Origin of the sequence: Heyndrickxia sp. FSL W8-0423 (assembly GCF_038009395.1) — a bacterium.
In the GTDB taxonomy this organism is placed as follows: domain Bacteria; phylum Bacillota; class Bacilli; order Bacillales; family Bacillaceae_C; genus Heyndrickxia; species Heyndrickxia sporothermodurans.
In genome coordinates this window covers 2,917,868-2,940,849 of sequence record NZ_JBBPBE010000001.1, presented here as the reverse complement: position 1 = coordinate 2,940,849, position 22,982 = coordinate 2,917,868, and the positions used below count along the sequence as shown (strand labels likewise).

Genomic DNA, 22,982 nt, shown 5'->3' with positions numbered 1-22,982 from the left:
CACTCTTTTAATAGATTTTGTTTTACTGAATGAACGACTTACAGATTTACTATTACACTTTTCAGAAAAACAGGTGTATTACACCCACCACATATTTGCTGGTTGCTCTTCAATAAGTACAGATTGAAGGTTTTTCACCGCTCGTTTGAAGCCCTCATCGATTGACATGATTGGATCCTCGTGTTCAATGCTTACAACATAGTCATAACCATATGTACGCAGAGCACTCATCATGTCGGACCACTCTTGAAGTCCATGACCACAGCCAACAGAGCGGAAGGACCATGCTCTTGATCGAACTTCACCATATGGCTGCATGTCAGTTAACCCGTACATATTCACATTGTCTTGATCAATATAGGTATCTTTTGCATGAAAATGATGAATCGCATTTTCCTTAGCTAATATTTTAATCGCACCGACTGGATCAATTCCTTGCCACCAAAGATGACTCGGATCAAGATTCGCGCCAATGGCATCACATGTCGCTTCACGTAATTTTAAAAGTGTATACGGAGTATGAACTAAGAAACCTCCGTGTAGCTCAAGTCCAATCTTTACATCATGATCTTTTGCGAATTGCCCCCATTCCTTCCAATATGGAATGAGTTTTTCTTCCCATTGCCATTTAAAAATTTCCGTATATTCGTTTGGCCATGGTGCAACTGGCCAATTGGGGTATTTGGCACCTTCATGATCCCCAGGTGTACCGGAAAAACAATTGACAACGGGTACCCCCATTAAAGAAGCTAATTTTACCGTTTTAACGAAGTCGTTGTGACATTTATCCGCAAACTCTTTATCAGGTGATAATGGGTTACCATGACAGCTCAAAGCACTGATTTCTAATCCTCTTGACCTAATCTCACTTAAATATTCTCCTCTTTTTGTTTCACTTTCAAGCAATTCATCTAGTTTACAATGAGCGTCTCCCGGGTATCCGCCCGTTCCAATTTCAACCGCTGTAAGACCAGCATCTTTAACATAATCAAGCATTTCTGTAAACGATTTATCTGAAAACAAAACTGTAAAAACACCTAGTTTCATTTGTATTCCCCACACTTTCGTTTATAATTGAACACTTTTTTGATTTTCGCTGCTTTTATAAATAGCTTCCATAATTTGCGATACTTGTAAAGCTTCTTTAGGTTTCACAATTTGTTCAGCACGATTTAATATCACGTCTACGAAGTTCTTCGCCTGCAAATACCCGGGATCCTCTGTTTCCGGCATCCAGGTCGCATCACTGTTAAATAACATCCCATGCTTAGCATAGTTTAGTTTCAATGGAAATACTTCAATGCCCCCTTGGTCTCCTGATATGCTTACACTTTCTTTGTCACTTTCAATATTGGCAGACCATGAAACTTCTAATAGCATCGATGCTCCGTTAGCAAATCGAACATATCCTGTGACATGATCATCCACATTAAAGGTTTCATGATTGAAATTTCCCCATTGATTCACCTGTCCGGGCTGGTTGCTTAAAGCATGATACGTGGTGCCTGACACCTCTACAGGATTCGGATTCCCCATTAACCATAAAGAAAGGTCTAATAAATGACATCCGTAATCAATCAGACTTCCGCCCCCCTGAAGGTCCTTATTTGTAAACACACCCCAACCTGGAACCTTTCGTCTTCTTAATGCTTGGATTCTAACAACTAGGGGATGACCAATTTCCTTTGCAACCATGATACGTTTTGCACCTTGTGATTCCTTCATAAAGCGATAATGAAATCCAATGCTTAAGACTTTTTCAGCTTTTTTTGAGGCATCAATCATCGCTTGGCATTCCTCTACTGTCATTGCCATTGGCTTCTCACATAGGACATGAAGTCCGGAATTAAGGGCAGCAACAGTAATTTCTGAGTGAAATTTATTCGGTGTACAAATAACAACAGCATCAATTACTGTAAACATTTCCCGATAATCGTTATACGCATGTGGAATGCCAAAACTTTCAGCCACTTCTTGAGCACGTATGAAATTAACATCACAAACCGCTTCAATTGAAACATCATCATTTAACCTTAAAAAGGCGGGGATATGTCTATCAACTGCAATTCCACCTACACCTACAATTCCTAGTTTTATCTTACTCATTTTGCACCTCCCCTTCCTCTATCAAAATATGAGTTAATTGTACGTATTATTTAAAGTGCATCTATAATTAGTTCACATTTATCTCTTCACTTTTTCAACTTTCCCCGTTTTACTTGATTCCAATGCAGCAAGTATGACGTTTAACGATTTCATACCTTCGTCTCCGTTTATTGGTACTTCACTGTTATCAATAATACTATTAATAAAGTTTTCTATTACATGGGTATTGTTTTGACCACCATCTTCATTAGACTGGATTTTTCCTAATTCGTATTTAACAACTTCACCATTTTTGTATTGCACGACTAATGAATACTCCGGATGATCTTCCAGACGAAGAATGGCATTTTCCCCATAAATAATCGTTGAGTTGTCCTCACTTGAAACATACGACCAACTTGCAGCAAGTGTTCCCATAATTCCGGTTTCTGTTTTCAAAATGCAAACAGCATTATCGTCAACGGTTGTTTCCTTTTTAGCAACTGTATCAACAAAAGCAGCAACTTCTACAATGTCTTCGTTTAATAAATAACGAAGTAAATCGGTTTTGTGAACACCTAAATCACCCATTGCCCCGATAAATGCTTTTTCTTTTTTGAAAAACCAACTATTTGAACCATCGGCACTCCATCTTTCCGGTCCGCCATGACCAAATGCCGTCCGGAAACTATAAATTTTCCCGATTTCACCTGATTCTATTAATTTACGAGCTTTCACATGAGAGCTTACAAATCGTTGATTATGAGCAATCATCAATTTTTTGCCATTTCTTTCTGCTGCTTCAATCATTGCTTTTGCTTCTTCTTCAGATGTAGCCATCGGTTTTTCACATAAGACATGCTTTCCTGCGTTTAATGCTGCAATAGAAATGGGTGCGTGAAGATAGTTTGGCGTACATACACTAACAGCCTCAATTTCATCATTAGCTAGGAGTTCTTCATAGTTCGTATAAAATTTCGTTCCATATTGCTCCGCTCTTTCTTTAGCTCGATCCTCAACGATATCGCAAACCGCAATAATTTCTACATTTTCATTCAATGCATATTCGGGTAAATGACGATGTGTGGCAATACTTCCGCAACCAATAATACCAACTTTAATCTTACTCATATTTTTTCCTCCTCGTATAATAAGTTTTAGAAATTGCTTTTATTGTTCTTTGATAACTAAATAATTAAGATATTGCTATCTATGATGGAGGCAATGCTGCTCTCTCTTTATATTCATAAATAGCACAACCCGAATTGCTTGGATACTGGGGGATATCCCTGGATAATAGACATTGGAATGGATCCAACTGGGAATATGCTGTTTCCTCCTGTAGTTCGACTACGATTAAAGACTGTGACCCAGACAATGGTTGTACTGCAAACACACAAGCTGTATCGGTGTATTTCTATACCAATGTTAGTGGACATTGGGGCAGCTTTTAGAGACGCACCTTTTGAATACTCATACGCGAGGCTGTTGCCAGACCATTGTTTCTAGGGATATCCCGCAGTATCCAAGCTTATTCCATAATCAAATGAAAGGAGGTCCTTTCCGTGAATTTATTTGTAGGTATTGATGTAAGCTCTAAAAAACTTGATGTGTGTTTTCTGGACAGCGAAGACACACGTTTAAAAGAAACGACTTTTCCAAACGATATTCATGGAGCGAACCAGATTAAAGAAAATATCTTAGCTTATCATGGACAATCCCATTACGAAAAAATCATTGTCGGCATGGAATCCACCTCTGTGTATAGCTTTCACCCTGCGCATCTTTTAGATAACGATGCCGACTTAAAACGGATTGGGGTGGAAGTGGTGGTTCAAAATCCAAAGGCGATCCATCGGTTTAAAGGCTTATTTGAAGAAGATAAAACCGATAAAATTGATGCATTTCGGATTGCCGACTTTCTTCGGTTTGGGCGCTATAATAAAACCATCATCAAGGAAGAAAAGTATGTTGCCCTTCAGCGTTTAACGCGTTCTCGTTATCAGGTCATTCATCAATTGACCGAGTGTAAGCAGCATTTCCTTGAAAATCTCTATTACAAGTGCAATACATTGACCAATGAAGTAGATACTTCTGTTTTTGGTTCGACCATGATGGAGTTGTTCGCTGAATCCTTTTCGCTGGATGAGATCGCTCAGATGGAGCTGGAAGAGCTGGCTGAGTTCCTTCAAGAGAGAGGAAAAGGTCGCTTTCGTCAGCCAGAAAAAGTTGCGAAATCCATCCAAAAGGCGATTCGTGACTCCTACCGTTTAGGCAAGGTCGTACAGGACTCCGTTGATGTCGTATTGGCCACCTATGCCAAACTCATTCAAACACTTAAAAACCAGGTCAAAGAGTTAGAAAAAGGGATTGAGTCCCTATTTCACATTATTCCAGAAGGACAGTGCTTGAAAAGCGTGCCGGGTATTGGTCCGGTTTATGCGGCAGGGATTATCGCCGAAATCGGTCAAATTGATCGATTTGAAACACAAGCGCAAATAGCTAAATATGCCGGTCTCTTCTGGAAAAAATCGCAATCAGGCGACTATGAATCGGAACGAACACCACGAGTCATGTCGGGAAATCAGTATCTTCGTTATTACTTAGTTGAAGCTGCCAACTCGGTCCAACGAAATGAACCCGCCTATCGTGAATTTTACTTAAAGAAGTATAAAGAAGTTCCGAAATTTCAACACAAAAGAGCCCTTGTCATGACTGCAAGAAAATTAGTGCGTTTGGTGGATGTGCTACTACGCAATCACCAACTCTACACGCCAAAAAGGAGCGTGTAACTCAAAAGCAAATAGCTGCTTTTGAATCCTTTCAGCAAACCCGAACAAGCGTTCTTGTGATGGTGCGGGTTTAGTTCAGTGCGCCTTTTTTTCCTTTGAAAGTCCAAAATCAACTTTATTTTTTATGGATTTTCTCTTGACTTATTACCACAAGTCTTTTAAATGATAAATTTTCGATTAAACAACTATTTTTTTGATATTTCTTCTAAAGGTTTTGCATTTCCATAGATTGGCCTAGCATGATCTGTCGGTGCCGCCCATTTAACTGCATTTGTAATCACTCGCTGAATTTTTTCATTATGGTATGTTGGATACGTTTCATGTCCCGGTCGGAAATAGAAAATTTTCCCGTTACCCCGACGGTATGTACAACCGCTACGGAAAACTTCTCCGCCTTCGAACCAGCTTAGGAATACAAGCTCATCCGGTGCAGGGATATCAAAATGTTCTCCATACATTTCTTCTTTATCTAGTTCAATGTATTCTCCAATTCCAGCTACAATCGGATGACTTGGATCAACTACCCATAGTCTTTCGCGGTCATCTGCCTCACGCCATTTTAAATCACAAGAAGTCCCCATTAATGTTTTGAATACTTTTGAGAAATGTCCAGAGTGAAGGACGATTAATCCCATTCCATTAAGAACACATTCGGTTACTTTTTTTACGACCTCATCAGATACTTCGTTATGTGCAATATGACCCCACCATACGAGAACATCTGTATTTGCCAAAACGTCATCTGTTAATCCGTGTTCGGGTTCATCCAATGTTGCTGTTTGAACATCTGCTCCCTCTTTTTCTAGAAAGCTAGCAATCGCTCCATGTATTCCATTTGGATAATTCTGCGCAACCACAGGATTTTTCTTTTCGTGACGATGTTCATTCCAGACTGTGACTTTTACCATGTTTAAACCACTCCTTATTTTTTTAAAATTGTCCATTGACTGTTTATCTATTTTTCTATTCTTTTACCGAACCACTTGTAAGACCGGAAACGATTCGGCGTTGAAATGCTAGGACTAAAATCACCAGTGGGATGGTGACAACGATTGTAGCTGCCGCAATTTCTCCCAATGGAATGGAGAATTGACCTTGAAACATCGCGATTCCAACTGGGACCGTTTTAAACTTTTCATCTGTATTAATCGTTAAAGCAAATAGAAACTCATTCCATGCTGCAATAAATACAAGAATTGCTGTTGTGAAAATCCCCGGTGCCGCTAATGGGAAAATGACCTTCCAATACGTTTGCATCATCGAAGCACCATCGATTTTCGCGGCTTCTTCCAAATCATAAGGAATCTTCCTAAAAAACGTTACGAGAATCCAAATCGATAATGGAAGTGTAATCGTCGTATAAGGAATGATTAATCCCAAATAAGAATTCGTTAAGCCAAGATTTTTCAAAAAGATGTAAATTGGTGAAATCGTTGCGATTTGTGGGAACATCGAAACAGACAACACGAGACCGAGAATAAATGTTTTCCCTTTAAACTGAAAGCGCGCAATCGCATAGGCCGCAAAGGACGCGATAAATACGGTATAAATCGTTGTTATCGCCGAGACAACGAAACTATTCCATAAATATCGAACAAAAGGATAATCGAAAAAGACCGACATATAGCTCTTTATCGTTGGATTAGTAGTATAAGGAGTAAATGCTTTATCACCAAAAAGCTCTGTCATTGGCTTAATGGAAGTAATGAGCATCCACAAAAATGGAAACATGACAACAAATACAAACACAAACAATAAAACATAAAATAAAAAACCAGACTTTTTTTGCATTACATTCTCACCCCTTTACGATTAAGTTTATTTCCCTGATCGATCTCCTAATAAATCCCTGCCTAGGAATTTAATATAGATCATGGATATGATGGCAACACAGACAAACACAATAACGGAAATGGCTGAACCATTACCAAAATTTGTTTGTGAAAACATCGTTTTATAAGCTAGGATTGAAATCGTTTCCGTTGAGTTTGCTGGACCTCCACCTGTCATAACCCAAATCAAGTCGAAAACCCTAAATGCGTCGAGAGTACGGAATAATAATGCTACTAGTATGCTTGTTTTTATCAACGGTAGTGTAATAGAAGTGAATTGTTTCCATTTAGTTGCTCCATCAATAGAAGCTGCTTCGTATAATGAACTTGGAATCGTTTGTAATCCCGCAAGCAATAACAAGGCCATATATGGTGTTGTCTTCCAGACGTCTGCAAAAATAACGGAGAACATTGCTCCAGCTTGCGACGTCAATAAATTTGACATACTATCAACCAAACCTAATTTTTCAAAAATCATTGCTATAATACCGTTTTGACCATCGTAGAGATATTTCCACATTAACGCGGAAACAGCTGTCGGAATCGCCCAAGGGATTAAAATAGTAGCACGGATTAACCCGCGACCAACAAATGCTTTGTTAATTAATAGAGCAATAGCAAGGCCTAAAACGAGTTCAAGAAATACGGAAATTACAGTAAATGTAAAAGTATTACCAAGTGCTCGCCACATTCTTTTATCTGTTAAATTATCTTCATAATGCTTGAATCCAATAAAGGTTGGTTCCACTACTACTTGATTCATGGCAGATGATAAGCCGACAATTTTTTTCCCTTGTGAGAGTTTTGTTTTCTTAGAAATCAGTTTTATAGTTTTATCGATTTTCTCTGATGATTGTTGAAAATTTTTCGCCGTTTTTTTATCAATTTTTAAAATTGCAATACTTGGATCAACTTTCTCCATGTTTAGCAATTTATCATTCACAATGTCATAGTTTTTCGCTATTTCAGAATTCTTCTGAATCTCTTTATCTAATGCTTGCAGGTCAGATTTTACACGTTGCAAATCTTCTTTTGCATGACCATTTCTAATTTCGTTATCAATACCACCCACTAAAAATGGATAATTATCTAAGTATCGTTCTAGATCAAAACTGTAGGATAAATGGGTTTCGGATTTCGTAGGGCTGTTTAACTTGAGATCAAACATACTGAAATAAAATGATTGCAGTACAGGCCACACTGAAATGACTAATATCAAGATTAATGCAGGCGCGATTAATGAATAGGCCATGATTTTTTCTGTCGACTTTTTCTTTACCTTCCCCTTTTTTAAGTCACTTTTATGGGTTTCGTCCTTCCTCATCTTTTCACTCCCTTATTTGAAAAGCGTAAGTGCGTTTCTTCAATCTACTAAACAATTTTTTTCGATTTTTTATAATGTATTAGCCTTCGATCAGAAGGCTAATACATAAAATTTCGAAGTTATTTTACCAATTTTTCATTCATTTCTTTTTCCATATTTTTCACAGCTTCTTCAACCGTTTGTTTACCTGCGATTGCTTTAGAAACCTGAATTTGAATGATTTCGGAAATTTCTTGATAATTTGGTGCAACAGGTCGTGCAACTGCAGCGTTTAAGCCAGCTTGGAAGTTTTTATCTGCAAAAGTAGGGTTTGCATCAAGTATTTCTTTGTCTTCAAATAGTTTCGTAATTGTAGGTGCGTGCCCACCGTAAATTGCATCGATTTTTTGTCCTTCAGCCCCAGCCATGAACTTCAAGAATTCCCAAGCTTCTTTAGGATGTTTGCTGTACTTGTTAATACCAGCCATCCAACCGCCAAGAGCTGCTGCAGATCCTGCATCACCAGCTGGAAGTGGAGCAATTGCTACTTTACCGGCAATTTTAGATTTTTCAGCATCATTTGCACTTGCATATTCATATGGCCAGTTACGAAGGTAAGGAGTTTGACCTTCGATAAATGCTTGGTCAGATTCAATCTCAGTAAATGTAGTTACATTTCCCGGAACAACTTTAGATGTTGCTACTTCTACTAGCTTTTTCAAGCCTTTGATGGCTTCTGGGCTATTGATGACCACTTCATTTTTTTCATTAATGAATTTACCGCCGTAAGCCGCGACAAATTCAATCGCGTTACAAACTAAGCCTTCATACTGTTTTGCTTGCATAATGTAACCAAATTTTGTTCCACCTTTGCCTTTCTTTTCTTTCGCACTTGCGAGAAGTTCATCCCATGTTTTAGGCACTTCATCTTTTTTCACTAAATCAGTACGGTAGAAAAGGAGTCCTGCATCAATAAATTTAGGTAATGCCCATTGCTTTCCGTTAAATTGAGCAGCAGAAAGAGCACCTTGATTGTATTCATTTAAATCAATGCCATCTTGTTGGATAAAACGGTCAAGCGGCAATACATAATCTGCTTGAGCAAATTCGGCTGGCCAAACAACATCCATATCAAAAACATCAATTTCCGAAGATTTTCCATTGAATGCTGTAATATAAGCATCATGCTGTTGTCCGGAATCTGCTGGCTTTTCATCAAATTTAACTTTGATGTTTGGATGTGCTTTTTCAAAAGCTTCAACGATTTTAGTCGTACCTTTTGTAACGTCCTTCCCTCTGGCATAAACGATGGTTACCTTTTCATCTTTTTCTTTGCTTTTCCCATCTGTTTTACCAGTAGATGCATCCTTACTAGAACAGTAAGCGTAAAATAATCCCCACCTGTCAACCAGATGGGGATCGAGTTATTATTTAGGTAAGTTTTTAAAATCTATGCAAACGATTGGAAGTGTTGTTGACCAAGGCAGTACTTTATCCAGGGCATTTTTATCTGTCAGATCAATGTTAGGTAACTTCTCAAATAAATAGCGAAGGTAATAATATGGGTTTAGGCCATTTTCCTTTGCTGTTTCCACAATGCTATAAATGATTGCGCTAGCCCTTGCACCTTTCGGTGTATTTGAAAAAAGGAAGTTTTTTCTCCCAATAACAAAGGGCTTTATTGAGCGCTCGCTTCTATTATTATCAATTTCTAATCGTCCATCCTCTAGGAATGCCACTAATTTCTTCCATTGATTGAGACAGTAGGTAATCGCCTGACCTAAAGCGCTTTTTGGTAACACTTTTTGCTTCTGTATTTTTAGCCATGACAAAAAAGCATCCAAGACTGGCTTGCTGCGTTCTAATCGTTTTTCGTATCGTTCCATAGAGGATAACTCCTTTAGGTCGCGCTCAATGCGATATAGTTGGTTACAGTATTGGAGACCTTCCATTGCTGCTACTCCTGATGTCAGACGCTTTGAAGAAGGCAATACTTTTAAAGCCTCATCAAATTTACGTCGAGCATGAGCCATGCAACCGACCAGTTTTACATTAGGTACCTTATGGTACCCGGCGTATCCATCAACCTGTAAATATCCTTTAAACCCTGACAGGAATTTCTCGGCATTTTTGCCTGACCTAGTTTCCTGATAATCGTAAAGGATGATTGAAGGTCCTTCTTTTCCAGTACGGTAGAGCCAGAGATATGATTTTGAGGTGGCTGGCCGACCGGGTTCGTGAAGTACCTGCAGGGTCGATTCGTCCGCATGTAAAATATCCTTTTCCAAAAGAAGTTGATGCATGCGATCATAAAGTGGGCTCAACCACCGGTTGGCCCCGTGAATCATCCAATTGGCAAGGGTTTGGCGTGATAACGGTACCCCCAATCTGGAAAATTGCTTTTCTTGCCGGTATAATGGCAGCCCATCCACATATTTTTGATTCATAATATGTGCCATTAAAGAAGGAGATGCTAAACTACCTGAATGAACCGGTTTAGGCATTGGTGCTGTTACAACCGGAGTTTCAATTTCTTCACGTTCACAATGGCGGCAAGAGTAAATGGACTGAACATGTTTAACAACTTTCAATTCCGCAGGAATGTATTTTAGTTCCTGGCGTACTTGCGTACTCATTTCATGCAGATTTCCACCGCAACACGAACAAACCTGCTCTTCAGGGGATAAACGATATTCAATCGTCTCCACAGGCAAGTTTTCTAACATCAGTTCACGTTGGCCGCGAACTTTGCGGCGCCGTTGATAAGTAATAGATTCCAAAGTAGGTTCCGGCAAATCTGGATTAGCTTCATTTTCTACTTCATTAAAAAGTTCCAATTGATCGGGGTTGGTTTTTTCACTGGAAAAGCCGAATCTATTTTTCTGCAGAAGGCGAAGCTGTTCTTCAGTCCATTTTAATTTGGCCTCTAACGCGCTCTGCTTTTTTAGCTTCGCCTCTAATTCCGCATTTTGTTTCTCCAGCATTTCCAAGCGTTGCAGGAGTTCTTCAATTGTAGGGGTTGGGGTAGTTGAATTCGCTGTCTTTTTCATAAATATATTATACGATAAAATAGGTAAATTCCCTGATTTTTCATTATTTAAATTACTGTTCTTGCTGTTACAACAGGGTGTGCCTGTTTTTGTTCCAATGATAATCCATCTAATAACCACCTTAATTGGCGTGGACTTATTTTCAGAGGACCCGAATTATTATCTGATGGCCAATGAAAATTTCCTCTCTCCAGCCGGCGATAATAAAGCCAAAAACCGTTATGATCCCATTGAAGAATTTTCAACTTGTCTCGCTGCCGGTTACAAAAAACAAATAAACTCGAAGAAAAAAGATCTAACTCGAATTCTTCTTTTACAAGAGCAGCCAATCCATCGATAGATTTCCGTAAATCTGTGACACCTTGTGCGAGGTAGACACGATCAACCGTAACTTCTTTTAGCATACTGATTTCAATGCCTTAACTACTTCCGCCAGTAGTGTTGGATTAAAGCCAGGTTTAACCACGATGGATGCTGAACCAACATTTATATGTAATGTTTCATTCTGTTGCTCAGATTCTTCTAATGTAACCGGAATCCACTTGCTGTTAGAATCTTGGGTTGAATAGAAATTATCGGCTTTATAAAGCCAATACTTTAACTGATGAATACTTATTTCATTGATTTCACACCATTTGGATTGGGTGAGGCCACTCGCTCTGAAAAGAGCGATCCTACGCTCCCATTCCTTACGCAATTCTGGATTATTTCTTTGGGACATAAAAAAACCTCCTCAAACTTTGATTTGAAGAGATTATCTCACAGGTACTATATATGTTAATAGGTGTATTCTATTTGACTCTTACCTAGAACATGCACCAAGTGCTAGGGATAATGACATTGCTACAGCTAGAAACTTCATTTTCTTCGCTTTTTTCATACTGCTCCTCCTCTTTTTAAATACGTATTGTACCTCACGTGGAAGCCCTTACAATTAATTGTAAAGATAGTAAACTATCAAATTCATCTTGTCCGTCTTTCTTTTCAATAATATCCATCATAAGTTTACTTGCTTTCTGCCCAATTTCTAGTATTGGCTGTTTAATCGTTGTAATTTTCGGCTCAATCATTTCAGCTATTGGTTGATCATCAAAACCAATCACAGCAATATCTTCCGGGATACGTAATCCACTTGCTTTTGCTTCAGTAATTACACCCGCAGCAACCATATCACTTCCTGTAAAAATAGCTGTAGGACGATCCTTAAGACTAAGCATTTTTCTTAATGTAATTTTACCGCCTTCAATATCCGTTACTTCTCTAAAAATAAAATCTTCTCTGATTGGTATGTCATATTCTGCAAGTGCCAATTTATAACCTAATTCCCTCTCCATCGTTAGCTTGCTGAAATGTTTTCCGTATTTTCCTTTGCAATAGGCTATTTTTGTATGTCCTTTTTCGATTAAGTGTCGGGTCCCGATATAACCACCGTAAACTTGATCTAACCGGACAGTTGGGACATTCGCTCGCTCGTCGAATTCATTGCACAGTACAATTGGACCAAATTCGCTAAAATCTTCAATTTTATTCCAGTCGTTTTCGATAGAGGTTAAAATAATTCCATCCACTTGCTTTGTTTTTAATAGATTTAAAAAATATAATTCTTTTGCTGTGTTGTACCGTGTTTGGCATACGAGTAACTGATACCCGCGTTCATTTGCCACCGTGTCAATTCCTTCTAATAAATAGGCAAAAAAAGGATTTGTTAATAATGGAACTAAAACGGCAATCGTTTCTGTTTTCTGGCTTCTAAGCTTTTGTGCGGTTGAGTTTGGGTAATAATTCAATGCCTCCATTGCTTCTTTTACTAATTTCTTTTTCTCATCGGAAACATAAGGGTGATTGTTAATTACCCTTGAAACCGTAGCACGCGATAAGCCAGCAAGTTTTGCTACATCGGCAATTGTTGCCAACTACTATCCCCCCTATTCTCTCCCTCCTTCGACATATGATAAATACACAAAGGACTGAAATCGATTTCATGAAATCGTTTTCATAAATTATTTTAATAATTCTGATCCAATATTTCAACAATTATTTTTAAATTTTTAAAAATTTATTTTTTAGATTGTTGGACTAAACTTTTACGATCATTTCCAACTTTTCCTAACCTCTAATTTTCCCCGAACAAAGCAATTTTTATGTATAATTGTTATAACTTCTCCCTATATTGGCGAAAATTTTATTAAAATAGGAGGAAAAAATGATGATTCGTTTTATTATTTTAGTAGCTTGTATTTGTTTATTCATTTTTTCCTGGCCTACGATTGATAAAAAGCTAGAAAAAACCGAATATCATGAGACGATTGATTTGATTGAATCTAAAATTGAGAATTTTGATATAAAACCTATCATTGATAAGTTTCAACATGTATTAAATGATTTTGGGATTGAAAAAAATGAACAATTGCCTATACAACAGAAATCGGAAGAAAAACGGATTGAGAAGGTTTCATTGAAAACACCAAATTCCCACATGTTTTCAATTCATAACATTGAGATCGGTGACAGAAAAAAAGATGTAGAGAAACAGACAGGAATGGCAAAGCGTGCATCAATGAATGAATACGGAACGAAATGGTTTGCTTACCATGAAAACTACCATCATTTTTTCATGACAATGTACGATAAAGATAATCGAGTAATCGGGTTATACTCAAATCAAAATTTAATAACTTCCACGAATGGCATTAAATTAGGTGTGCCTAAAAAAACCGTTCGAACAAAGCTTGGTGAACCATTATCAGGGATCCGCAAAGGATTGATCATATATCAATTTCAAAAAAATAGTGAATATGATGTATATCTAATTGATGATATGTATGTAACGATTTTTTATGATAAGCATTCAAACAATACAGTTACAGCAATCCAATTGATTAGTAAAAATGTTGAACAGCAGAAAAAAGACTATTATCCGAATCCGAATCAAAAGTTAGTGCTTGGATTTGAATATCAGTTATTCGATTTAACCAATTCATCGCGGGTTAATCATCATCTGCCGATTTTATCATGGGATCAACATGTTCAAATGACAGCACGTAATCATAGTAAAGATATGGCAGAACATCAATTCTTTGATCATACGAATCTTAAAGGCCAATCACCATTTGACCGTATGAGTCAAGATCATATACGCTTTCTTTTAGCAGGAGAAAATATTGCTTATGGCCAGCTTAGTAGTATTTTTGCTCATGAAGGATTAATGAATTCACTTGGTCACCGCAAAAATATTCTGCTTCGGGATTATAAATACTTAGGTACTGGTGTCGCGTTTAATGAGGAATCCCAACCTTTTTATACGCAAGATTTTTATGCGAAGTAAGTAAAATAATTCAATTACCATAAAAGGGTGTTCAAATTGAACACCCTTTTAAATTATGATTCCTGTTCTTTATCCCACTTTTTCACTGGACCGTCCTTTAACCCTGCGAAAAATCCCACACCAATTGAAAGGGCAACAATGATAAAAGGTCCATAGAAAATTAAAAAGTTCTCCAAAAATAACCCTCCTTACACATGACCGTTTTCTTTTCCACGTACATAATCCTTATCAAATAAAAATAATTTTAATACTAAATATAAGGATGGAATTAATAGACAAAGCCCAGCGATAAAGGCAATTACTAATGATAAAGCCATCGCTTCGTTTGTAAAGGAATCGTATAAAGTTAAATATGGATACAACAAATACGGATAATGGGACACACCATAGGCATAAAATGCAAAGGCGAATTGACCTATTAATAATGCGAGTGCAATACCATAATTTCTACGTTGCCAAATAAACCATACAGTAACGAAAAACATTAATCCTGAAATTGCGAACATATACCACAAATCGACCATACGGGAATAATGTTCCGGATTATGATTTTTCAATTCTACCATTATTCCGATTACGGTAATTGCTAATGGTACCGCCCAAATCAACGCATATTTTCGTAGGATGCGGGTTGCTTCCACATCTTTTGCTTTATTGGCATACCATGTAAGAAACACCGCTGAAATATAAAGCACAGCAGCTATTGCTAAAACGACAATACTCCAAGTTAAAGGACTAGTAAATAAACGCCAATAATCTAGTGCTGGCTGGCCATTCGTAATGGATACAAATCCTCCTTCGGAAATGGTTAAAACAACAGATAAGGAAGCTGGGATTAGCAAACCTGCAATTCCATACATAAATGAGTATCCTTTATGTCCCCGCGAACCATATGATTCGAAGGCATAATAGCTTCCACGGATAGCCAATAAAATAATTCCAATGCTTGCTGGTACGAGTAAGGTTGTTCCATAATAAAAAGCTGTTTTCGGAAAAAAACCAACCATCCCAACGAAAAAGAAAACTAAAAACACATTCGTAATTTCCCATACTGGCGATAAATATCGTTGGATAATATGTGTCAATATATGCTGACGACCGGTTAAGACGCTGTATGCGTTAAAAAACCCCGCACCAAAGTCGATGGAAGCAATAATTACATAGCCGAACAGAAACAACCACAAAACCGATATTCCAAGAACCTCCAAATTCATATTAAATCACCGCCCTTTTCAGCCTGACGATCAGCAATTTCTTGTTCGATTGGATTGTTGCGGAACATCCGACGAAGAACGACAATACTACCAATTCCAAGAATCAAATACAAAATACAGAAAAGCATGAGCATGAGATCAACATGTTCGCTACTTGTTGCTGCGTCAGTTACCTTCATATACTTATAAAGTATCCATGGTTGACGTCCTACTTCTGCCAGCCACCAACCTGCTTCTAAGGCAATGATGGATAATGGACCACCTGCAACAATGATACATCGGAACCATCGCGAGGTGATAAATGTCCAGCCTTTGATTTTTCCAAATACATAGATGGCGGAGAAAATAATCATAAATGTTCCAATAAGGACCATCGTATCAAATAAATAATGAATATAAAGAGGAGGAACTTCATCCTTTGGAAATTCATTCAATCCTGTCACTTCCGCATTTAGATTACTATGCGCTAGAACACTTAATGCATAAGGGACTTTTATCGCATACTTTACCTCTTCGCCATCAGTTACACCGAATAATACGAGAGGTGCCCCTTTACCTGTTTCAAAATGCCATTCGGCGGCAGCTAATTTTTCCGGTTGATATTTCACTAAATATTTAGCAGAGAAATCTCCAATAATTAATGAAGCAATGGAAAAAATCAAGCCCAATTTCATGAATAAAAATAAAGATTTTTTATGATATACGTGCTTGGATCCTTTTAACATTCTAAATGCTGCGATTGCTGCCAGTACAAATGCAGATGTCATATAAGCAGTAACTAGTACATGGCCTACCTTCGTTGGCATCGCAGGATTTAACATAGCAAGTATCGGCTTAATATTAACTAATTGACCATTCACCACATCAAAACCTTGTGGTGCGTTCATAAACGCATTCACAATTGTAATGAAAACAGCTGACATCGAAGCACCGATAGCTACCGGTATTAGCAACAGCATATGCTTGCGCTGATTTTCAAAGCGATCCCATGTATATAAATAGATCCCTAAGAAAATTGCTTCAAAGAAAAAGGCGAAGGTTTCCATAAATAACGGTAAGGCAATAACATTTCCCGCCAGTTCCATAAAATTCGGCCATAATAATGACAATTGCAGCCCGATGGCTGTCCCAGTTACGACTCCGACAGCAACCGTAATCACAAAACCACGTGCAAGTCGTCTGGCAAGTAAAATATAATGCTCGTCATTTTTCTTAATCCCAATCCATTGTGCAATCATGATCATCAATGGGACACCGACACCGATCGTCGCGTAAATAATATGAAATGATAATGTAAGTTCTGTTAGTACACGACTGTAAAATACTGAATTTCCCCCATCCATTTATATCACTCCTTAGCTTGCGAAAATACGTCCTAAAATAGACAACAACATTATTCCTGCCACTATAAAACTAATCCAAATGAGTTTCTTTTCCTGTTTTTTATACATGGCTTCATCTCTCCTTACCGACTATTTTACCCTGTTACCATTCATTTCTAACGTCCATTAATGACAGAATTACAACGTATTGTTGAGGAATATGTGAAATTTAGTTGTTTAAATTGTGAACAAATTACCATTTAGAGAGTTTATTTGAATCCATTTTTTACTATCTGCAATAATTCAATCTTTATTATCAAAAGAAATCGAAAACACAAAATTTATTCGTTAGTAAAAACTACTATGTATGAAATATTTTCAATTAGGTCTTGATTCGTTATAATAAGTAGATATGTTACAAATTCATAAATGAATCAACGAATCGTCATGGGACGGTCTGTTTTTTTATCATATAGATAATGTAGGAGGAGGAACATCGATTGACTGTTACTAAAGGAGAAACATTGGTTACTGAAATTCGCCAATTAGATGCAAAAGGTTCCGGACAAGCAGTTGTTTGGCGTGAAAACGAACTTGGAAATCCGAAGAAATTAAGGCTTACTATTCCCCAAACCCTTCCAGGTGAAAAAGTACGTGTAATTGTGGATCAGCCAGAGAAAAGAAGAAGAAAAGCGCTGACTGAAGAAATTTTAGAAGCGCACCCAGAACGCGTAACACCCCCATGTCCGCATTTTAGTCTTTGTGGAGGCTGTGTTTGGCAGCATTGGGATTATGCAGGACAATTAAAACAAAAAACGGCACATGTCAAACAGGCAATCGAAGCACAGGGATTTGACCCAACACTTGTTCAAGATACAATTGGAATGGATGACCCATGGCGTTATCGTAATAAAATGGAATTTACATTTGCGAAAGACGGCTCTCTTGGGCTCCATGAGGCAGGTAATTTTAGAAAAATCATCTCCCTTGAAACATGCTTAATTGCAGGTAAAGAAATGGTTGAAGCGGCAATGGAAGTAGCAAATTGGACGAAGGAACATCAACTTAAAGGCTATGATAAAGATACCCATGAAGGATTGTTACGCCATTTAATGGTTCGACAATCATTTGCGACAGGTGAAATGATGCTCGCCCTTTTTGCGACTGAGTCACCAACAGGTCACCTTGAATCTGCTGCAGGCGATTTGATTCAACGTGTCGGAGAAAAATTCCCTCAAGTAAAAAGCTTATTATGGCTTGAAAATACAGATTGGGCGGATCGTACGCAATCGGAAAAGACACATGTATTAGCCGGACGTGATTTCATCTATGATGAAATGGCAGGTTATCGCTACCGTCTATGGTTTGATACGTTTTTCCAAACGAATCCAACACAAGCACAAAAATTAGTTGAACTAGCGCTAGAGATGGGACAACCAAAGGAAACTGAAAAAATGATTGACCTTTTCTGTGGGGTTGGTACGTTCTCCCTTCCGTTCGCAAGTCGGGTAGAAAAGCTTGCAGGTATTGAAATTGTGGAAACGTCCATTGAATCTGCAAAGCGCAATGCTCAAGATAATGGAATCGCGAACACATACTTTTTAGCCAAAGATGCACGCAAAGGAATTGATGAAGTACTTGAAAGTTTTGGTCATCCCGAATTATTAATGCTTGATCCGCCGCGTTCAGGTGCAGGTGGAAAAGTAATGAGAAGAATCGGACGTTCCAAGCCAGAACGGATTGTATATGTTTCATGTAATCCGGATACATTTGCAACGGATATCAAGGAACTGGTTCCTTTCGGATATACGTTAAAAATGGTGCAGCCAGTTGATTTATTTCCACATACAGTACATGTTGAATGTTGTGCATTACTTGTGAGAAATGAAGAGGAATAATAAAATTTTCGCCTTTCCGAATTTGGAAAGGCGTTTTTTTAACGAAACTAAATTGTCTTATCTTCTGCCGGAATCCGTTTGGCAGCAATGTTAAAGCCCTTTTTCGGATAACCAATATAGATAAGGCCGGCTATTTTATCGTTTTCGTCTAATTGAAGATATTTATTTAATTCCGGTTCGAAGGCAATGTCCCCTGTTCTGACAATTGTCGCTAAACCTTTTTCCGTTGCGAGCAACAGCAAGTTTTGCATCGCGCAACCCGTTGCAACGATTTCCTCTATTTCTGGTACTACTCCGGAAGGGCTTGTTGCCATAATTATAATGGCTGGTGCTCTTAAAGGACCTTTCTTTGCTTTTTCAATCTTTTTTTGTGCTTCTTCTTCACTTAATCCTTTTGTGCTTGCCTCCACAATTCGCGCCATTTCTATTCCTAATTTTTCACGGCCTTCCCCTTTTACAACACGAAACTTCCAAGGTTCCGTTTTTTTATGATTAGGTGCCCACGTCGCTGCTTCAAGTAATTCATTAATGATCTCATCAGGTACATCTCTTTCATCAACTGCGCCAATCGAACGGCGAGATTTAATTAAATCCATTATTTCCATATTTAATCGACTCCTTCACATAACTACTTACTAATAAAGTATAGAAGAGAAGATAATTTTCTTCAAATATAAATAAATTAAAAAGTCAAAGTAATAGAAAAAGAGTGAAAAAGGGAGGATATTTTGGGAAGGAAAACTAATTAAGAATTGGTACGACTTATTGGAAATATGTTTGATATGTAGAGCGAAATCAAACCCACTTTATATGGAGAAATATATATAAAATTGATTAAAAAGGACAACGAATAATTGTCCTTTTTAACTAATAATTTAGCAGTCTTTTAATATCATTTTCGATTTTCTCTGGTTCTGTTGCTGAGCCAAATCTACTTACTACCTTCCCTTGTCGATCAATTAAAAATTTAGTGAAATTCCATTTTATTTTTTTCGTACCTAGCATGCCTGGTGCTTGAGAAGTTAAATATTGAAAGATTGGGTGTGCGTGTTCCCCATTCACATCCACTTTTTCAAACATTGGAAAGGATACATTGTAATTTAAAGAGCAGAATTCAGCAATCTCCTGATTACTCCCCGGATCTTGATTTCGAAATTGATTACATGGAAACCCAAGAATTACGAGTCCTTCCTTTTCGTATTTCTGATATAAGTCCTGTAATTGTGAAAATTGCTTTGTGAAACCGCATTTACTAGCTGTATTAACAATTAAAAGGACCTTTCCCTTATAATCCGACATCTTTTTTTCCTCACCATTGATTAATTGAGCAGAAAATTGATATATTTCCACTTGTACTCCCCCTTTAATGAAACCTGATTAATATATATCTTACATCAAAAAGCGGAGAGCTTAATACTTATACAGATTTTCACTTTCCCCTTATTCATCGTACGGATATGAAATATGGTTCCCGAATATCGTACCGGGCACGTTTTCATCTTCTAAATTGGCCATGTATCTTTCAAACTCTTCTTGCATTTCTTTAGGTGCACCAGGTTTTAAATGCCAATTTCCTGGTTCATCAACAAAAAAAGGACTATCCATAAAATCCGGTTTCATTTTCGTCATTGACAGCACTCCTATCTTTTCCTTTTATTTTCACTCAGATATCCATTTTTACACTTATATTGATGAAATTTAATTGAAATGTCATATTTCCGAGAAATTTTCGAAAGGTCTTAACGTTATTTTTCTAGAATTTAGATAAGAACTAAGACTTATTTTCATGGAGGAACGTATATGAATTCAAAATATGTAAATTGGGATGGTCAAAATATAAAATTAACTTGGTTGAAGAATTATGAACCGCCAATAAATTTAGTAACAAGTGTCCATGGATGGTGTTTTTTGGAAGGAAAGGTATTGCTGGTACTGATAAAAAACCGAGGATTTAATATGCCTGGTGGTCATGTTGAACATGGTGAAACCCCAAAACAAACTTTTTGTCGGGAGGCATTTGAGGAAGGTTATGTAAAAGGTACTATTCACTATTTAGGTGCGTTGGAAATCAATCACCATGATAATCCGTTATTTGATCCAAATGGAAAATATCCGAGCGTTGGTTATCAGCTATTCTACCGAATGGATATCACGGAATGTTTACCTTTCCTGCGACAGCATGAATCGGTTACACGCATTTGGGTAGAACCTGATCAAGTGCCGTATATTATGGAAGATCATGAACTCGCATTACAAATACTTTCTGATGCTTTGAAGGTTGTGGTCCAATAAATTTTATTCATTAAAGAGCCTTACTAAACATCTCTGTATAGGAAGGCTCTTTATTTCAATATGTTATTTGTCTAAAAAATAGTTGGTACCATGCCTCCATCCATACGGATAGGAGAACCTTTAAATGCCGATGCATAAGGACTACAAACAAATGCTGCTAGTCTTCCTATTTCAATTGGCCTGATAAATCGCTGTATTTCGGATTGTGGTAGGTTGGTAGTCATAAATTTCTTCTCTTTTTCTGAAAAAGTCAAATCTTCATTAGGGTACATCCCCTCAATAATTTGATGCACATTTTCAGAGAGTGTTGGTCCTGGCATGATCGTGTTAACCGTAACTTCTGTTCTTTTAGTTAATATAGATAAACTTTTAGACAATGATAACAGCATTGATTTTGTCATACAATACTGAGGCATTTGTCCTGAAGGCATAATTGCTTCTTCACTCGCGATAAAGATAATCCGTCCAAAATCATTTTTCAACATTTTTGGTAAATAAATTTTAGATAATCCATTAGCCGCAAGAACATTCGTACGGAAATACCTTTCCCATACTTCATCGTCAACGTCTTCATATTGCATAATTTCATAAATACCCATATTGTTAACTAAAATATCAATACTGGGGTATTTATGAAATAATGCTTCTCTTTGTTCTTTATCTACAATATCGGCTGTAGCGTTTTGGGGTGAAGTAAGCGGAAACTCTGACTTTATTTCATTTACTGTTCGTTCCACCTCTTCATAATTTCTCCCATTAATTAGTACATTCACGCCTTCTTTAGCAAGTTCTATGGCAATTGCTTTACCTATACCTTTTGTTGATCCAGTAACTAATGCTGTTTTATTTTTTAACCCCATATCCATAACATTTTTCTCCTAGTTAATTAATTTATCAAGTTCATCCCTACGTGCTCAGTACGCCAATTTGAAGGAGTATCCCCCTCCCAAATGCGGAAGGCACGATAAAACGAGTTTTGGTCTTCATAGCCAACCAGAAAGGCAACTTCTTTAATATCGAGCGAGGGGTCTGTCAAGATTGAAGCTCGCGCCTTCATCAGTAAGTCGGCGCTGTAAGGTACGATTGCTCATCCCCAACTCACTCGCAACATTTTTAATGTAGGGACGTCCACCTGTTAGACTACGTTTCATGATCCACTTGACCTTTTCTGTGATTGATAGGCTTCGTTGCTGCTCATTTAAAGATTTGTCCAGAACGGGTGTCAGAATCTCAAGCAACTCTGCGTTGTAAGAGATAAATGGGCGGTCCAGATCATTTCGATGTAGTGTCAATCGGTTGCAATTTTCACCACCCCTGATGGTGCAGCCGAAGTAATCTTCAAGTATTTGTACGTCACCCATCGAGTGTGAAAATTCGACGAGACTCGCCGTCAAATGTTGACCTGTTCCCCTCCGTCCTAGTTCCAGAAGAAATGCGAGCGTAGTACCAACTAGTATCGGAGGAACGAGTTTATCTGAATCTAGCCATTTCAGTTCGATCGTACAGTGCTCGTCTTCTTCAGTGATATGTAAGCTTTCGGGTGGACACAATCGTTTGTACCTTGCCATTCGGTAAAGAGCTTCGCGGTAGTCACGAGCATGGTAAGTTGCTAAAACGGCCGGCGGGTACTGTGCTGTTTCAAAGACAGTCGGAAGCTTGGTAATACCTTTAGCAGTGTCACCAATGATATCTGAATAGGCTTGCCAAATTGCGAAATATTGGGCAGTGCTGACAACTGGTTTATTAATAATAGTAAGAGGCAGTCGTGCTTGTCGAATCACTTCATGCGCGGCAATCCCTAATTGACTTAATCCTGTCCAAAATCCTGCAGGCATTTTAATGCGTGTATCAGAAGTCATACTTAATAGC

Annotated in this window: 22 protein-coding genes and 1 pseudogene; 4 read left to right on the top strand and 19 right to left on the bottom strand. The window is 37.8% G+C overall.

Annotated features, from left to right (window positions below; all coding sequences use genetic code 11):
* Positions 1-78: 78 nt before the first annotated feature.
* From MKY81_RS14925 to MKY81_RS14915, 3 genes are all read right to left on the bottom strand, one after another.
* A complete protein-coding gene (locus MKY81_RS14925) occupies positions 79-1,047 on the bottom strand; it encodes a sugar phosphate isomerase/epimerase family protein (RefSeq protein ID WP_066229596.1) in 969 nt (322 codons plus the stop codon).
* Between the two features lie 21 nt (positions 1,048-1,068).
* Positions 1,069-2,106, bottom strand: a complete 1,038-nt coding sequence (locus MKY81_RS14920; RefSeq protein WP_107921257.1) for a Gfo/Idh/MocA family protein — start codon at positions 2,104-2,106, stop codon at positions 1,069-1,071.
* A gap of 78 nt (positions 2,107-2,184) precedes the next feature.
* Positions 2,185-3,216: a Gfo/Idh/MocA family protein gene (locus MKY81_RS14915; RefSeq protein ID WP_107921258.1), complete on the bottom strand. Its 1,032-nt coding sequence runs from the start codon at positions 3,214-3,216 to the stop codon at positions 2,185-2,187.
* A 434-nt stretch (positions 3,217-3,650) separates the two neighbouring features.
* Between MKY81_RS14915 and MKY81_RS14910 the strand changes: the two genes are divergently transcribed.
* Positions 3,651-4,877, top strand: coding sequence for an IS110 family transposase (locus tag MKY81_RS14910; protein WP_108073350.1), 1,227 nt, complete (start codon positions 3,651-3,653; stop codon positions 4,875-4,877).
* 185 nt (positions 4,878-5,062) lie between these two features.
* On the opposite strand, the gene MKY81_RS14905 is transcribed toward MKY81_RS14910, so the two are convergent.
* From MKY81_RS14905 to MKY81_RS14870, 8 genes are all read right to left on the bottom strand, one after another.
* A complete protein-coding gene (locus tag MKY81_RS14905) occupies positions 5,063-5,785 on the bottom strand; it encodes a ThuA domain-containing protein (protein WP_107921259.1) in 723 nt (240 codons plus the stop codon).
* 55 nt (positions 5,786-5,840) lie between these two features.
* The gene (locus MKY81_RS14900) at positions 5,841-6,668 is read right to left on the bottom strand and encodes a carbohydrate ABC transporter permease (RefSeq protein WP_107921260.1); all 828 of its coding nucleotides are present in this window, start codon (positions 6,666-6,668) and stop codon (positions 5,841-5,843) included.
* Between the two features lie 27 nt (positions 6,669-6,695).
* Positions 6,696-7,961, bottom strand: coding sequence for a carbohydrate ABC transporter permease (locus MKY81_RS14895; RefSeq protein WP_376064877.1), 1,266 nt, complete (start codon positions 7,959-7,961; stop codon positions 6,696-6,698).
* A gap of 191 nt (positions 7,962-8,152) precedes the next feature.
* Positions 8,153-9,424 (bottom strand): ABC transporter substrate-binding protein, encoded by a 1,272-nt coding sequence (locus tag MKY81_RS14890; RefSeq protein WP_341118789.1) that lies wholly within the window; start codon positions 9,422-9,424, stop codon positions 8,153-8,155.
* Between the two features lie 15 nt (positions 9,425-9,439).
* A complete protein-coding gene (gene tnpC / locus MKY81_RS14885; protein WP_373454639.1) occupies positions 9,440-11,062 on the bottom strand; it encodes an IS66 family transposase in 1,623 nt (540 codons plus the stop codon).
* Between the two features lie 47 nt (positions 11,063-11,109).
* Complete coding sequence (tnpB, locus tag MKY81_RS14880) at positions 11,110-11,466, bottom strand: IS66 family insertion sequence element accessory protein TnpB (protein WP_107920684.1); 357 nt, start codon at positions 11,464-11,466, stop codon at positions 11,110-11,112.
* On the bottom strand, positions 11,460-11,783 hold the full coding sequence (gene tnpA / locus MKY81_RS14875) for an IS66 family insertion sequence element accessory protein TnpA (protein ID WP_107920685.1): 324 nt from the start codon (positions 11,781-11,783) through the stop codon (positions 11,460-11,462). Before tnpA ends, tnpB begins: the two co-directional genes overlap by 7 nt.
* A gap of 193 nt (positions 11,784-11,976) precedes the next feature.
* Positions 11,977-12,975, bottom strand: coding sequence for a LacI family DNA-binding transcriptional regulator (locus MKY81_RS14870; protein ID WP_341118171.1), 999 nt, complete (start codon positions 12,973-12,975; stop codon positions 11,977-11,979).
* A 293-nt stretch (positions 12,976-13,268) separates the two neighbouring features.
* On the opposite strand from MKY81_RS14870, the gene MKY81_RS14865 reads away from it, so the two are divergent.
* Positions 13,269-14,387: a CAP domain-containing protein gene (locus MKY81_RS14865; protein WP_108071685.1), complete on the top strand. Its 1,119-nt coding sequence runs from the start codon at positions 13,269-13,271 to the stop codon at positions 14,385-14,387.
* A 53-nt stretch (positions 14,388-14,440) separates the two neighbouring features.
* On the opposite strand, the gene cydS is transcribed toward MKY81_RS14865, so the two are convergent.
* Genes cydS through MKY81_RS14850 form a run of 3 tightly spaced genes read right to left on the bottom strand, consistent with a single transcriptional unit; the run spans position 14,441 to position 16,944 of the window.
* Positions 14,441-14,563: a cytochrome bd oxidase small subunit CydS gene (cydS, locus tag MKY81_RS14860; RefSeq protein ID WP_258223506.1), complete on the bottom strand. Its 123-nt coding sequence runs from the start codon at positions 14,561-14,563 to the stop codon at positions 14,441-14,443.
* 12 nt (positions 14,564-14,575) lie between these two features.
* The gene (locus MKY81_RS14855) at positions 14,576-15,601 is read right to left on the bottom strand and encodes a cytochrome d ubiquinol oxidase subunit II (RefSeq protein WP_066229200.1); all 1,026 of its coding nucleotides are present in this window, start codon (positions 15,599-15,601) and stop codon (positions 14,576-14,578) included.
* A complete protein-coding gene (locus tag MKY81_RS14850) occupies positions 15,598-16,944 on the bottom strand; it encodes a cytochrome ubiquinol oxidase subunit I (RefSeq protein WP_066229199.1) in 1,347 nt (448 codons plus the stop codon). The genes MKY81_RS14855 and MKY81_RS14850 overlap by 4 nt, the downstream gene beginning before the upstream one ends.
* 479 nt (positions 16,945-17,423) lie before the next feature.
* Between MKY81_RS14850 and rlmD the strand changes: the two genes are divergently transcribed.
* Positions 17,424-18,821, top strand: a complete 1,398-nt coding sequence (gene rlmD, locus MKY81_RS14845; protein WP_066229197.1) for a 23S rRNA (uracil(1939)-C(5))-methyltransferase RlmD — start codon at positions 17,424-17,426, stop codon at positions 18,819-18,821.
* 47 nt (positions 18,822-18,868) lie between these two features.
* Here the strand turns inward: rlmD and MKY81_RS14840 are convergent, their stop codons facing one another.
* The 3 genes from MKY81_RS14840 to MKY81_RS14830 form a co-directional block, all read right to left on the bottom strand.
* Entirely contained in the window at positions 18,869-19,426 is a 558-nt protein-coding gene (locus MKY81_RS14840) for a nitroreductase family protein (protein WP_108071687.1), read from the bottom strand.
* A gap of 262 nt (positions 19,427-19,688) precedes the next feature.
* Complete coding sequence (locus MKY81_RS14835; protein ID WP_084347507.1) at positions 19,689-20,171, bottom strand: glutathione peroxidase; 483 nt, start codon at positions 20,169-20,171, stop codon at positions 19,689-19,691.
* A 90-nt stretch (positions 20,172-20,261) separates the two neighbouring features.
* On the bottom strand, positions 20,262-20,450 hold the full coding sequence (locus tag MKY81_RS14830; protein ID WP_066229192.1) for a hypothetical protein: 189 nt from the start codon (positions 20,448-20,450) through the stop codon (positions 20,262-20,264).
* A gap of 171 nt (positions 20,451-20,621) precedes the next feature.
* Between MKY81_RS14830 and MKY81_RS14825 the strand changes: the two genes are divergently transcribed.
* On the top strand, positions 20,622-21,113 hold the full coding sequence (locus MKY81_RS14825) for an NUDIX hydrolase (RefSeq protein ID WP_341118163.1): 492 nt from the start codon (positions 20,622-20,624) through the stop codon (positions 21,111-21,113).
* A gap of 71 nt (positions 21,114-21,184) precedes the next feature.
* On the opposite strand, the gene MKY81_RS14820 is transcribed toward MKY81_RS14825, so the two are convergent.
* A complete protein-coding gene (locus MKY81_RS14820; protein ID WP_341118160.1) occupies positions 21,185-21,979 on the bottom strand; it encodes an SDR family NAD(P)-dependent oxidoreductase in 795 nt (264 codons plus the stop codon).
* Positions 21,980-21,999: 20 nt separating this feature from the next.
* Positions 22,000-22,972 (bottom strand): annotated as a pseudogene (locus tag MKY81_RS14815) (AraC family transcriptional regulator ligand-binding domain-containing protein).
* Between the last annotated feature and the right edge of the window lie 10 nt (positions 22,973-22,982).